Annotated in this window: 11 protein-coding genes; 4 read left to right on the top strand and 7 right to left on the bottom strand. The window is 43.8% G+C overall.

The genetic code is table 11. From position 1 onward, the window contains the following. The first annotated feature begins 7 nt into the window (after positions 1 to 7). The 4 genes from mvaD (at position 8) to EO130_RS00845 (ending at position 4,026) form a co-directional block, all read left to right on the top strand. Positions 8 to 1,093 carry a diphosphomevalonate decarboxylase gene (gene mvaD / locus EO130_RS00860; protein ID WP_127139649.1) on the top strand — a complete coding sequence of 362 codons (1,086 nt, stop codon included), beginning with the start codon at positions 8 to 10 and terminating at the stop codon, positions 1,091 to 1,093. A gap of 141 nt (positions 1,094 to 1,234) precedes the next feature. Continuing rightward, the gene (locus EO130_RS00855; protein ID WP_127139648.1) at positions 1,235 to 2,173 is read left to right on the top strand and encodes a mevalonate kinase family protein; all 939 of its coding nucleotides are present in this window, start codon (positions 1,235 to 1,237) and stop codon (positions 2,171 to 2,173) included. Positions 2,174 to 2,183: 10 nt separating this feature from the next. Next, complete coding sequence (locus EO130_RS00850) at positions 2,184 to 3,089, top strand: geranylgeranylglycerol-phosphate geranylgeranyltransferase (protein WP_127139647.1); 906 nt, start codon at positions 2,184 to 2,186, stop codon at positions 3,087 to 3,089. Positions 3,090 to 3,183: 94 nt separating this feature from the next. Beyond that, a complete protein-coding gene (locus EO130_RS00845) occupies positions 3,184 to 4,026 on the top strand; it encodes a pseudouridine synthase (protein ID WP_127139646.1) in 843 nt (280 codons plus the stop codon). 119 nt (positions 4,027 to 4,145) lie between these two features. Here the strand turns inward: EO130_RS00845 and EO130_RS00840 are convergent, their stop codons facing one another. The 7 genes from EO130_RS00840 to argB form a co-directional block, all read right to left on the bottom strand. Beyond that, a complete protein-coding gene (locus tag EO130_RS00840; protein ID WP_127139645.1) occupies positions 4,146 to 4,715 on the bottom strand; it encodes a hypothetical protein in 570 nt (189 codons plus the stop codon). Positions 4,716 to 5,451: 736 nt separating this feature from the next. Beyond that, positions 5,452 to 5,877 carry a hypothetical protein gene (locus EO130_RS00835; RefSeq protein WP_127139644.1) on the bottom strand — a complete coding sequence of 142 codons (426 nt, stop codon included), beginning with the start codon at positions 5,875 to 5,877 and terminating at the stop codon, positions 5,452 to 5,454. Between the two features lie 120 nt (positions 5,878 to 5,997). Continuing rightward, positions 5,998 to 8,142, bottom strand: a complete 2,145-nt coding sequence (locus tag EO130_RS00830) for a DUF5916 domain-containing protein (protein WP_241244276.1) — start codon at positions 8,140 to 8,142, stop codon at positions 5,998 to 6,000. A gap of 97 nt (positions 8,143 to 8,239) precedes the next feature. Further along, positions 8,240 to 9,832 carry a M1 family metallopeptidase gene (locus tag EO130_RS00825; RefSeq protein WP_127139642.1) on the bottom strand — a complete coding sequence of 531 codons (1,593 nt, stop codon included), beginning with the start codon at positions 9,830 to 9,832 and terminating at the stop codon, positions 8,240 to 8,242. Between the two features lie 51 nt (positions 9,833 to 9,883). Beyond that, positions 9,884 to 11,167, bottom strand: a complete 1,284-nt coding sequence (argH, locus tag EO130_RS00820) for an argininosuccinate lyase (protein WP_127139641.1) — start codon at positions 11,165 to 11,167, stop codon at positions 9,884 to 9,886. Positions 11,168 to 11,260: 93 nt separating this feature from the next. After that, positions 11,261 to 12,331, bottom strand: coding sequence for a M20 family metallo-hydrolase (locus EO130_RS00815; protein ID WP_127139640.1), 1,071 nt, complete (start codon positions 12,329 to 12,331; stop codon positions 11,261 to 11,263). Next, complete coding sequence (gene argB / locus EO130_RS00810; RefSeq protein ID WP_127139639.1) at positions 12,328 to 13,107, bottom strand: acetylglutamate kinase; 780 nt, start codon at positions 13,105 to 13,107, stop codon at positions 12,328 to 12,330. The genes EO130_RS00815 and argB overlap by 4 nt, the downstream gene beginning before the upstream one ends.

Genomic DNA, 13,107 nt, shown 5'->3' with positions numbered 1-13,107 from the left:
ATTTCCCATGACGGAAAAAGACTTTTTGCCCAATCCGTACCAAGAATTCCCGGATAAAGGAGGAGTAAGCTGGAAAGCACCCAGTAATATCGCCTTGGTCAAATATTGGGGAAAAAAACCAGTGCAAATCCCGGCCAATCCTTCCATAAGTTTTACGTTGGATAACTGCGCTACCACCACCTCGCTCTCCTTTGCAAAAAAGGAAAAATCGGATAGCATTTCGTTCGACCTTATGTTCGAGGGTAGGCCTAAGGATGACTTTAAACCCAAAATCCAAACCTTTTTGGAGCGCGTTGAAAGGTATGTCCCATTTTTGAAAGCCTATCATTTTACTATAGAAACCTCCAATTCATTCCCGCACAGTAGCGGCATAGCCTCTTCTGCCAGCGGTATGGCGGCTTTATCCCTATGCTTGATGGATGTGGAAAAACAATTAGACCCTGATTTGGATGAAACGTTGTTTTATCAAAAAGCGTCCTATTTGGCACGTTTGGGCTCGGGGAGTGCTTGTCGCAGCATAAAAGGTCATTTGGTGCAATGGGGGCAACATGCCAACATACCCAACAGTTCGGATTTGTACGGGCTGGAATATCCTTTTGAGGTACATGCCGATTTTAAAGGGTATTGCGATACTATTTTGTTGGTGCACAAGGGACAAAAACAGGTGAGCAGCACTGTAGGACATCAATTGATGCACGGTCATCCGTATGCCGCAAACCGATTCCAGCAGGCATTTGACCATCTGGACCAACTAAAACCTATTTTGAAAAATGGAGATTTGGAGGATTTCATCAAACTGGTGGAAAGCGAGGCACTGACCTTGCATGCCATGATGATGACCAGCATGCCCTGCTTTATGTTGATGAAACCGGATACGTTGGAAATCATACAGAAAATCTGGCAATATCGCGAAGAGACAAAAACCCCGGTATGCTTCACGCTTGATGCTGGGGCCAATGTGCATCTGCTGTACCCTTCATCTGAAAAGGACAAGGTCTGCGCCTTTATTGAAGATGAATTGGCGCAACATTGCGAAAACGGACAGTATATCCATGACTACGTTGGGGCGGGAGCTGTCAAAATAAACGGTTAAAAATGAACAGCTAAGCCGTTTTTTTACGTTATTTGCCAAGGTTTTAGACCTACGGGAACATGGTTTTATGGATAAAATCGATTTGTTTATCGATATTTATCAAACATTAAACAAAAAATGTTTGTATCTTAGTAGTAGCATATGAAAGGTCCATTATTTTATTCCAAAATATTATTGTTCGGCGAGTACGGCATTATCAAAGACTCCAAGGGGCTATCCATACCCTATAATTTTTTTAAGGGTGCATTGAAATGGGACAGAAATGATTCCAAAATGGCCCAAGAATCGAACAAGAGCTTGAAAGCCTACGCGGAGTACCTAAAGGTGCTCGAAATGAAAGAGGAAGGTTTGGTATCGTTCGATATTGAAGCTCTGGAAAAGGATGTGGCCGAAGGGATGTACTTTGACAGTTCCATTCCGCAAGGCTACGGAATTGGAAGTAGCGGGGCATTGGTCGCTGCCATTTACGACCGCTACGCCTTGGACAAAATCACCGTCCTGGAAAACTTGACCCGTGAAAAATTGCTTCAGCTAAAGAAGATTTTCGGGAAGATGGAATCTTTCTTTCACGGCAAATCCTCTGGCTTGGACCCTTTGAACAGTTACTTGAGCCTGCCTATCCTAATTAATTCCAAGGATAATATCGAATCCACCAGTATCCCTTCGCAAAACACCAAGGGAAAAGGGGCTGTTTTCTTGTTGGATAGCGGCATGACAGGCGAAACCGCACCCATGGTGCAACTCTTTATGGAAAACATGAAGCAGGAAGGTTTCCGTAATATGATCAAAAACCAGTTTATCAAACATACCGATGCCTGTGTGGAGGATTTCTTGAACGGCAACATTAAATCGTTGTTCGGGAACTTAAAGCAATTGTCCCACGTGGTATTCGACAACTTCAAACCTATGATTCCCGCCAAGTTCCACCAACTTTGGCAAAAGGGCATCGAAACCAACGATTACTATCTCAAACTTTGCGGTTCTGGAGGTGGTGGTTATATTTTGGGATTCACCCAAGATCTGGAAAAGGCCAAAAAAGCCCTTGAAGGCCATACTTTGGAAGTAGTGTACAACTTCTAAAAGCAACATCATGCTTAGTAGAAAAAACAAACTCCTGCTTTTTAAGCTGTTGAGTCTGTTTTCCGTGGTTCGTGGCTATAACATCTTGGTCATTACCTTGGCGCAATACTTGGCTTCCATTTACATTTTGGCGCCCGATATTCCGTTGCGCGATGTGGTCCTCGACCTAAATTTGTTCCTTATCGTTACCGCTTCGGCCCTCACCATTGCCAGTGGGTACATCATCAATAATTTTTACGATGCGGAAAAAGATCTGATCAATAAACCCACCAAAAGTATGTTGGACCGCTTGGTGAGCCAACGGTTTAAGCTATCCACCTATTTTGTACTCAACTTTATGGCTGTTTTTGCGGCCAGTTACATCTCCTTCAAGGCGGTACTGTTTTTTTCTGCCTATATTTTTGGGATTTGGATCTATTCGCACAAGCTCAAACGGATACCTCTTGTGGGCAATTTGGTGTCCTCTACCTTGGCCATAGCCCCGTTTTTTGTGGTCTTTGTGTACTATCAGAACTTTCAAACGGTGATTTTTGTGCACGCCCTTTTCTTGTTTTTACTGATTTTGGCCCGGGAAATGATCAAGGACCTCGAAAATATGGCGGGCGACATGGCGCAGAATTACAGGACGATTCCCATTATCTACGGGCCCAAGGTTTCCAAATCCATTATCTCCTTTCTGATAGTGCTGACCTTGGTACCATCACTGCTTTTGATCAATACGTTCGATGTGGGCTATATGTACTTCTATTTTTCGGCCTGTGTAGTGCTGTTGATTCTATTTTTGGCCTTGCTGTGGAAAGCTAACGGTAAGAAGCATTATGTGTGGTTGCACAACATTATCAAGTTGATTATTGTGGTGGGCGTGTTCAGTATTTTGTTGATTGATGTAGATGTGGTGCTGAACCGAATTTTGTAACATGATTTCCGGTTGATACCAAAGGTTTCAGAATTGTAACCATAATCCATCGTTGGGGATGTAAAAAGACTACCTTTGCCAAAAATATCGACTGATGGCGAAATCAGACAGCAACAGGGGCAAAAGGCCCTCGAAAAACTACAAGGGCGGGGACAACAAAAGACCACAGGGGAAACCTTTTACGCCCAAACAACGTCCAAGTACACCACAGAAAAAATCCAATCCCGACGAGATTCGATTGAACCGGTACATTGCCAACGCGGGTATCTGTTCCCGAAGGGAAGCGGACACCTATATTGCAGCAGGTAACGTTACGGTAAATGGCAAACCGGTAACCGAAATGGGCTATAAGGTGAAGCGATCGGACGATGTGCGCTTTGATGGCAAACGCCTTAGTCTGGAAAAGAAAGAGTACATATTGCTGAACAAGCCCAAGAACTTTATCACCACTACCAGCGATGAAAAGGGCCGCCGTACGGTAATGGAACTCATTTCGAGTGCCTCCAACAACCGTTTGTTGCCCGTGGGCCGTTTGGACCGAAATACGACCGGCCTGTTGCTCTTTACCAACGATGGTGACCTTACCAAAAAATTGACACACCCCAAGCATAATGTGCGTAAAATTTACCATGTGCATTTGGACAATAACCTGAGTTTGGCCGACCTCCATAAAATTGAAGCGGGTTTGGAGCTAGAGGATGGGCCCATCACCGTGGATAGTGTAAGTTACATCCAAGGCGCACCAAAGCGCGAAGTGGGGGTAGAAATACACAGTGGGCGCAACCGTATTGTGCGTCGCATTTTTGAACACTTGGGCTACACTGTGACCAAATTGGACCGGGTGGTTTTCGCTGGACTCACCAAAAAGGACTTACCTCGTGGCCATTGGCGTTACTTGACTGAGCAGGAGGTGATTAATTTAAGGAATATTAAATAGTAGGTTTTAGGGAAGGGCATTCTTGCACTTTTCGTGTTTGGCTATTAAGAGGATAACATATCGAAATTGGTCTAAAGGGGCTTGTTTTTTAACTCGGTTCCATTTTTAAAAACAAATATTTATCTGCAATTATTATTGTAGTATTCTATTATCTCAAAATAATGTTTCTTTTTAAATTCCTTCTTTTCAAGTTTGTTAATTAAGTGTTGACAATCTTTAAAGTACTCCAATACTACGCTTTTAAAGCTATTTTTCGGTATATATCCAAAAGCAACATAATAGGTTGCAAACTCTTCATTTTCTCTTTTTATATGAAAAGTTGAAGTACTTCTAAGATTTCCACCCATTCCATTCATAATAAATGAAGAACTAACATTTGAATATAACTTAAGAAAGTCATTTATTTCAACATAACATAATTTGGGGATATTCTTGTGGTCTAATTTTATATATTCAAATCGTTGAGTTGTATTTTCTTTATCTAAAAATGTAAGGGCTGAAATATTTTCGTAATTATAATTTTCTCTTTCAGATTTTTCTGATTTTTTGAAAATGATATCATTTCCTTTAATTTTTATTAACCCATTTAGTTTTCTCCCATCATTGAAAATCAGAGTTCCATAATTCTTTTGAGCTTGTATAAATGTCATTAATAAAAGGAATAGGGTTAAGATTACTTTTTGTTTCATAAAATTTCTATTTACTCACAACAATTTTTAGTGCACGATAAGTGAAGCTAGTTTTTTTATGATAGAAATTTCACACCGATTGACGAATGCCCCTTCTGGGTTGATCAATGCCCTGTTCGGATCAACGGATGCAAAAAACAGGGGTTGAAAATAGAGCGAAATGTGCTCGAAGATGGAGTGCTTTTGGGAGGTGTATTTATGGAAAAGGACTTGTTTTTAATTCAGTTCTTTGTTGTGCTTTCGTTTTTCTAGAAATAAATTAATCTTAATACAATTCCGGTTATCAAAATAATCGCGAATATTAGAAATCCTATCAAGGGCTTAATTTTTCCGTATCGCAATTCCATGCCAAATATGATTCCAGTAAGAGCTAATAATATCTCAATATTTTTAAGCCATTCACTCTGTAATATTCTACTATAGGAAAAAGGAGAACTTATTAGGGGTGTAGTATTGTCAATTAGCCAAACAAGGCAAAATACAGCACAAAAAGTTCCAATCTTTTCACTTCTTTTTTCAAATCGTTCAGTTTTTTTATTCAATATTTAATTATTTTTTGACGTGTTTTTAATTGGCCAAAATGGTGCACAACGTCTATTTAAACATAGTTTCAACGATATCTTCCATGTAATAAGTGAAGCTAGTTTTTTTATGGTAGAAATTTCACACCAATTGACGAATGCCCCTTCTGAGTTGATCAATGCCCCATTTGAATTGACGGATGCGTTTTTCACTACTAATAATACTTGATTTTAATACTGCTATAACCGCCCAAACTATCGTAGCCCGACCAAATATAGCCCCAATCGAACTCCCGCTCGTTGCCTACTTGTTCCTGTAACCAAGCATTGCACTGTTCCAAGTGTTTCATTTCGGTTTCAAAGCTCCAGTCATCCCAGTCGCCCGCAATCGGGATGGGATGCGGACTCACCAAAAGTTCCAAAACCAAGAGCCGGTTGTAACTAAACCGCATCCGAAAGGTGAAAAAGGAATGTCCCACCCTCACATTTCTAAAGTGCACCTGTTGATTTTCGGCATCCACAAACCCAATCACCTCAGGCTTGTTGCCCAAGTGCAGTTCTACCGTTGCCGTAAAATCGATATGCGGCCCAATTTCGATGCCTTCGCCAAGGTGCAGAGCACCCGATGTTTTGTCCAACATAGGGTTCAACTATTACCAATTGAATCCCGAAGGTCTAAAAAAAGTTGCTAGGCGAAGATGCCCAATTGACGGATGCCCCTTTTGAGTTGACGGATGGGGGGTTTCAGTCAACGGATGGTCTTATCGGTTAAACCAATACGTAAACTTGAGCGTCAACGACCACAAATTCCCTTCGAGCGGAGAGAGCTGTTCATTGGTGTTGAATACCAAAAAGAGGTCCGAAGCGGGCGCGTAACGCCATTGCAATCGTGAGTTGACACCAAAATTGTTGTTCTGTTCATTGTACTGCACTAGGGTAGACCAGAACAATTTATTGGTAAAGGTGATGTCCGCTTCCGTGCCCACCAACCAAAAATCCGTCGTGTACCAAGGAGCCGGTAAATCGAGGTTGTTATAGCTGATGTTGGCCCCCAGACTCACGTAGGGCTGAAAGCGATACCCCATTTCGGCGTTCAAGTTGGTGCGGTACCCACTCGCAAAATAGCGGCCCAATCTTGTTGTCAAATTGTAGGTAAACAAACTTTTTGGGCGTGAATTGTATTGGAGGTAAACACCGTTCCAGTGGTGGCGAGTATTCGTGGCCAACTGCTCTTGACCCGTATTGGTGGGGTCAAAGGGAGCCAAGAGTCGCACATATTCGTTAAAAACATCGGCGCTCAGGGAACTACGGTCCATAAAGTCGACCCTGTAGCCCACAATGGACACATAATCCGTAGCGTTCATATTGGGATTGAAAAAGTAGAAACCCCTGTATTGCGGACCATGGCTCACTATCTTGTCGCTTGCCGGCAAAAATTGATATCCTAAGGAACCTTCAAATTTGAGGTAGTTGTTTCGGGGTACAAAACCCACTTCCGATGTAAAATCTTCCGAAATATATTCCTGTTGTACCCGCCAGTTCCAGTTACGGCTGCTATATTCCAAATGGGCGCCCTGGGCAATACCCTTGTAGGATGCATCGGGACCAAAGGATTTCAACATAAACACCTTTCCGTTGTATTTGTTGTCGGCCGAGGCCAGATTGTATTCCAGACCCAAATTTCGGTTGAATTTGGTGTATTGCGTTTTCAAGCTATCGGCCAGGGCATTGTAGTCCAACGATTCTTTATTGACGAACAACAACCCGATGTTGGAGCGGGAGAACACCTTTTGTTGCATGGAGAGCACAGCAAAATTCTGACTGGGGAGCCCTGTTTCTTCCAACTTATCTGTTTGCATGTTCAAAACGCCCAAACGCAAGTTGCGGTTTAGGTTGCCACTGACCCTTGCCCCTGCGATAATGGGGACGCCCAATCCAATCCTGCGCGAAAAGAACGGTCGGATTTCACTATATCCAAAACTGGCAAATAAGTCGGCGTTTTCAAGGAAAAACTGCCGTCTTTCTGGGAAAAAGAGCTCAAAACGGGTCAAGTTGGCCACTTGGCGGTCCACTTCCACTTGTGAAAAATCAGGGTTGATGGTCAAGTCGAGGTTTAAGGATGACGTTAGCCCTAATTTGATATCGCCCCCAACCTTAAACTCGTTATCATACGTAAGATCTTCTATGGTCGAATTGCCCGTTGTGCCCAGCACATAGGGAATAATGGAGTAGTTGAGCCCTTGTTTGGGCGGCGGATTGTCCCAGACCATGGTGCCCGTGTAGGCTAATGAAGCTGTGGGGAACTGGCGTGGTATGGGTGTCCAGCTCGATTTTTCGTTGGTGCTCAGATCCAATCTAGAAAAGTTGACGCCCCATTCAGTCACATCTTTTTCGTAGCGTATGGATTTAAAGGGAATCGCCATTTCCACTACCCATTTGTCTTCATAACTTTGCACTTCCGAAATCCATTTGCTGTCCCAATTCAGGTCGATACTGCCCCCGTTGGACATGGTGCCGTCCCACTGTGCGCCATAGGCGTTTGCTCCAAAACTAAAACCCGTAGTCTGATTGTTGAACGGGTCCATGAACAGCAAAAAATTATCGTTGCCCCCAAAGGAGAAGTCCCTGCGAAGCGATTCCACCACGTAGGTGTTTCCCGGTGTTTTATAAAAAGTAGCTAACAGGTAGAGTTGTCGGTTGTCGTAAGCCATTTTAACCTCCGAAGGCTGGGTGGCCTTTCTATCGTCCATCGGCAACACCATAAAAAAATCCTCGGCGGCCTCAGCTTCCTGCCACGTGGTTTCATCGCCAATACCGTCAATAGTAATGGTTTCGTCCGTTTGGTACAGATGGATTTTATAGTCGGCATTCTTCTTTTGTGCAACACCGAGCGCACAAAAAAGCATAGCAAGCGCTATGAAAACGGGGGAGGTTAGGCGGAGGTTGTTCATTGTTTGTTTAGTGCCGCAAAGGTAAGGATTTACTTTTTTTCTATAAACCTTATTAACCTTTCACCTCCTCAAACAAGGTCCATTCGTTGGGATCCAATACGATCGCATCAGGCTGTCCGTTACTTTCCAAGGAAAAGTTTTGGTTCCTTTGGGTTACCTCAATGGTTTTTATCGTCAGCTTCCCATCTTTCACGATTCCTATTTCCAAAGGAAACTCAAATACATGATGATCTTGGGTTTGCATGATGTTCAGGTCAATGTTTCCGTTACCGTACTCCCAGTTCCATTGGAGCTGCGGATGGCCCTTCACAAATAACCATTGCTCAAAAAAAGCTTCCAAATTCGTGTCTGAAACCTCTTCCATAACAGTGCGAAAATCGTCGGTGAGCACATTGCTATTTTGGTAGAGGGCATAATACATTCGGATGCCTTCCCAGAAAACACCATCACCCAATCTATGGCGGAGCATGTTCAATACCCAGCCTCCTTTTTGGTAGGTGTTCGTGCTCAGTACCTTCATGGGGTCTTTGATGCTGAGGTCCACAATGGGGGCTGGATTTTTCCGGTAATACTCAAAAATCTGCTGCTTGTCTATCGCCAATTCCTCTTTACGGCGTTCATCGCCATACTCACTTTCCAAATACAAAATGGCGAAGTAGGTCGCAAACCCTTCGCTCAGCCAAACATGGTTCCAGCTTTTCTCGGTAGCCGAATTTCCAAACCATTGATGGGCGATTTCGTGGGCAATCAAAGGCTCCACAGTCTGGTTGCCGGTTACTGAATTCTCAAAATAGGCAATAGTGCCCGCATTTTCCAGTCCGCCCCATTGGGTCTTGGCCTGCATATTGGCCAATTTGGCATAGGAATACGGACCAATGGCACCGATAAAATAATCGAGCACCTTGCTGGCCACGTCATAATCACCAAATCCCTCCAAACGGTTTTGTGGGTACACCCAGGCCGAAACCTCAATACCATCCACCATGTCCAACAATCGGGAGGCAAATTCAGTGACGCCAATGGTCATCACCTTGGTGGCTACGGGTGCTGGTTCGTGGTAAATGGTGAGCTTATAGCCATTTTCCAAGTTGCTTTCCTCCACTTTTAATCCGGTCGCCACCACATCATAATGGTCTGGCGCAGTAATTTGAAATTCCACGGTGGCCTTGTCGTACGGATGGTCTACCGAGGGTAACCAATGTCTTGCCAAGTTGGGCCAATTGTCCCCAAAAAAGGAACGCTTGCCATATTTGGTGGTATCGATGACCAACCCCCTTTCGGGAACGCCTTGGTAGGAGATGGTATAGGTTTGAACGGAATCTTTGACATTCTTCGGAACAATGTTGATTTTGTCGTTGACGAAGGTATAGCTGGCTTGTGAACCATTGTCCATCACTTCGGAAACTTGCATGCCAAATTCACCTGATTTTTGGATGAGGTCCAACGAAAAAGGTACCGGCTTGTCCTTAAACAGCACGGTGACATGGGTGTCCCCTTGGATTTCGTTGGAGGCATCGTTTAAGCGAAGTGCAAAAACATAGTTTTGGATATCGACCGATTCATTTTTTTGATAAACATCCTGCGCTAGAGTGGATTGGAAAATCCCAATACAGAGAAAAAGGCGAAGTACATTTTTGATGGACATAGGTTTGATTTGAAAGCCGAGGGCTTAAATTTTCAACCTAATGTATCCATTTTACATCAAAACTTTTTCCATTTTCTCTTTTATCTGCTCCAAACATAGATTGCCCAAACTACCTTCGTGGGTGTGCTCGATATCCCGTTTAGGTTTAAAGTTGCCATTTTCTATGGCTTTGCCCATGGTTTTGTAGGCATCTCGGAAGGGCATGCCGCTTTTCACAAGTTCGTTCAAGGTGTCTACGCTAAATAGGTAATCGTACTTGGAGTCGTCCAAGATATTTTTGTTCACTTTGATTTCTTTCAGGCTGAAGGTCATCATCTCCAGGCAAGCATGCATATCATGCAAAGCAGGTACGATCACTTCTTTTACCAATTGAAGATCTCTGTGGTAGCCACTGGGCAGGTTGTTCATGATCATGATCAATTGATTGGGCACTGCCTGAATCTTGTTGCACTTGGCCCTGATCAACTCGAAAACATCGGGGTTTTTCTTGTGTGGCATAATGCTACTTCCGGTGGTCAGCTCGTTTGGAAAGGAGATAAAATCAAAATTTTGGCTCATGTACAGGCAAATGTCCATCGCCATTTTGGAAAGCGTAGCGGCAACGCTGGAAATTCCAAAGGCGGTTGCTTTTTCCACTTTTCCACGTCCCATTTGGGCGGCGACTACATTGTATTTTTGGGTGGTAAATGCCATTTCAGCAGTAGTGAAACTTCTATCAATAGGGAAGGAGCTTCCATAACCTGCTGCACTGCCCAGCGGATTTTGGTCTGCAACTTTAAAGGCGGCCTGTACAAAGTACAGATCATCCACCAAGCTCTCCGCATAGGCGGAAAACCATAATCCAAATGAGGAAGGCATGGCAATCTGCAAATGAGTGTAACCGGGCAGCAATACTTTTTGATGCTTGTCCGCTAGCTTCATCAATAAATCGAACAAGGTTTTCACCTGATTTTTGATTTCGGTCAACTCATCTTTCAAGAACAATTGCATGGCCACCAAAACCTGATCGTTTCTTGAGCGGGCGGAATGGATTTTTTTACCGGTATCCCCCAATTGTTCGGTCAGCATAAACTCGATTTTGGAATGCATGTCCTCAAAACCATCCTCTATGGTAAACTTGCCCTTGTCAATGTCTTTGGCGATGGCATCCAAGGCCTTTACCAAATCTGTGGCTTCATCTTGGGTAATCAACCCCACCTTGCCCAACATTTTGGCGTGTGCTTTGGAGGCAATCACATCATATTTGGCCAGTACCAAATCCAGTTCGCGGTCGTTGCCCACGGTAAAGTGGTCTATTTTTTTATCGGTGCTGAATCCTTTGTCCCAGAGTTTCATAATATCAGTTTTGTCATTCCCGTGAAAACGGGAATCTTATGATTTCGATATGTATGGCCCTTCGACTTCGCTCAGGGCCCAAGTTTCGTTTTTTTACTGTAAAAATCCCGTCAGTATTTTAATGTAAATATCTATGCCTTCCTCAATTTCCCTTACAAAGATAAATTCGTTGGCCGAGTGTGACCGCGTACTGTCACCTGGCCCTAATTTTACCGATTGGCAGGTCAATGCCGCTTGGTCTGAAAGTGTGGGCGAACCATAGGTTTTTCGGCCAAGGGCCAATCCACTTTTCACCAACTGGTGGTCGGGGTCAATGCAGGATGAGTTCAATCGCAGGGAGCGGGGCGTTAGTTTACAGGGGGCTTCCTTTTGAAGGATATCGGCTATTTCCTGATTGCTGTAACAATCGTTAACGCGCACATCGATGACCAAATCTACTTGTGCGGGCACCACATTGTGCTGTTTGCCCGCATTGATTTGGGTCACAGTCAGTTTGACCTCACCCAGTGCCTCGGATACCTTTTCAAAGGAGTAATCCCTAAACCATTGCAAGGTTTCAATAGCATTATAAATACAATTGTTGTCGTTGGGATGAGCCGCATGTGATGGGGTTCCTTCCACAACACCGTCGAAAACTACCAATCCCTTTTCGGCAATGGCCAAATCCATTAAGGTGGGTTCGCCCACAATGGCGACGTCAATATCGGGAAGAATGGGGAGCAACGCCCTAATGCTTTTTTCGCCTGCATCCTCCTCTTCCCCAGTGGCAGCCATTATAATGTTATGACTAAGACCTTCTTTTTCATAAAAGTGAACGAAAGTGGCCAATAGCGAAACCAGACATCCGCCGGCATCATTGCTGCCCAAGCCGTACAATTTACCCTCTTCTACATGGGCATCAAAAGGGTCCTTGGTGTAGGCGCTGTTCGGCTTTACCGTATCATGATGTGAATTGAGCAACAGTGTCGGTTTACGCTCATCAAAATGCTTGTTGAACGCATAAATATTATTGTATTGGCGATGGGTTTTTACTCCAAAACCTTGTAAAAAAACCTCAATGGCATCCCCTGTTTTGTCCTCTTCACCTGAGAAGGATGGCGTGCTGATGAGTTTTTTCAGCAGGTCAATGGCTTTTTCCGTTATTATGTTCTGATCGATGTTCATAAGGTCAATGTCGTGTAATCTGAGTTATCTGCTTCCAACATATTGGTATTGCCTACGCACACCTTGGCTACATGGTTGCGTAGGGCGTAAAAACAATTGTGCAATTTGGGAAGCATTCCATCGGCAATAATGCCATAGGCCAAAAGTTCGTCATATCCCTTGGAATCGATATAATGGATTACGGAGTTTTCGTCCTCAACATTTTGTAGTACGCCCTTTTTCTCAAAGCAATAGTAAAGAGTGGTCTCAAACTGGTCGGACATGGCAACGGCCAATTCTGCGGCAATGGTATCCGCATTGGTATTGAACAGTTGTCCTTTACCGTCGTGGGTAAGTGCGCAAAAAATAGGGGTGAACCCAGCTTGAAGCAATTTAAAAATTGCGTAGGTGTTCACCATGTCCACGTCGCCCACAAAACCAAAATCCACATTTTTTTTGGGCCTTTTATGGGCGCGAATGGCGTTGGCATCGGCACCGCTCATTCCAATGGCATCGGTACCAAGTGCCTGTAATTTGGCCACGATTTTTTTACTGACCAATCCGCCGTAGACCATCAGGGCAATATCCAAGGTCTCGGCATTGGTGATGCGTCTACCATTGACCATTTTGGATTCTACCCCCAATTGATTGGCCAATTCCGTGGCCTTGTTGCCACCACCATGCACCAAGATCTTGTTGCCATCCAATTTGGCGAAAAGGTCAAGAACTTTTTTAAACCCTTCGGCATCCTCTATAAGGTTTCCGCCTATTTTTACTACGGATAATTTTTGTTTCAT

The sequence above is a fragment of the Flagellimonas marinaquae genome, from assembly GCF_003992675.1.
Lineage (GTDB): Bacteria > Bacteroidota > Bacteroidia > Flavobacteriales > Flavobacteriaceae > Flagellimonas > Flagellimonas marinaquae.
The sequence above is the reverse complement of the archived record's forward strand: the minus strand, read 5'-3'. Positions and strand labels throughout refer to the sequence as shown.

What these genes read in the sequence shown, in the direction of transcription:
- mvaD (WP_127139649.1), top strand. Translation starts at nt 8, where the DNA reads ATGACGGAAAAAGACTTTTTGCCCAATCCGTACCAAGAATTCCCGGAT.
- EO130_RS00855 (WP_127139648.1), top strand. Translation starts at nt 1,235, where the DNA reads ATGAAAGGTCCATTATTTTATTCCAAAATATTATTGTTCGGCGAGTAC.
- EO130_RS00850 (WP_127139647.1), top strand. Translation starts at nt 2,184, where the DNA reads ATGCTTAGTAGAAAAAACAAACTCCTGCTTTTTAAGCTGTTGAGTCTG.
- EO130_RS00845 (WP_127139646.1), top strand. Translation starts at nt 3,184, where the DNA reads ATGGCGAAATCAGACAGCAACAGGGGCAAAAGGCCCTCGAAAAACTAC.
- EO130_RS00840 (WP_127139645.1), bottom strand. Translation starts at nt 4,715, where the DNA reads ATGAAACAAAAAGTAATCTTAACCCTATTCCTTTTATTAATGACATTT.
- EO130_RS00835 (WP_127139644.1), bottom strand. Translation starts at nt 5,877, where the DNA reads ATGTTGGACAAAACATCGGGTGCTCTGCACCTTGGCGAAGGCATCGAA.
- EO130_RS00830 (WP_241244276.1), bottom strand. Translation starts at nt 8,142, where the DNA reads ATGCTTTTTTGTGCGCTCGGTGTTGCACAAAAGAAGAATGCCGACTAT.
- EO130_RS00825 (WP_127139642.1), bottom strand. Translation starts at nt 9,832, where the DNA reads ATGTCCATCAAAAATGTACTTCGCCTTTTTCTCTGTATTGGGATTTTC.
- argH (WP_127139641.1), bottom strand. Translation starts at nt 11,167, where the DNA reads ATGAAACTCTGGGACAAAGGATTCAGCACCGATAAAAAAATAGACCAC.
- EO130_RS00815 (WP_127139640.1), bottom strand. Translation starts at nt 12,331, where the DNA reads ATGAACATCGATCAGAACATAATAACGGAAAAAGCCATTGACCTGCTG.
- argB (WP_127139639.1), bottom strand. Translation starts at nt 13,107, where the DNA reads ATGAAACAAAAATTATCCGTAGTAAAAATAGGCGGAAACCTTATAGAG.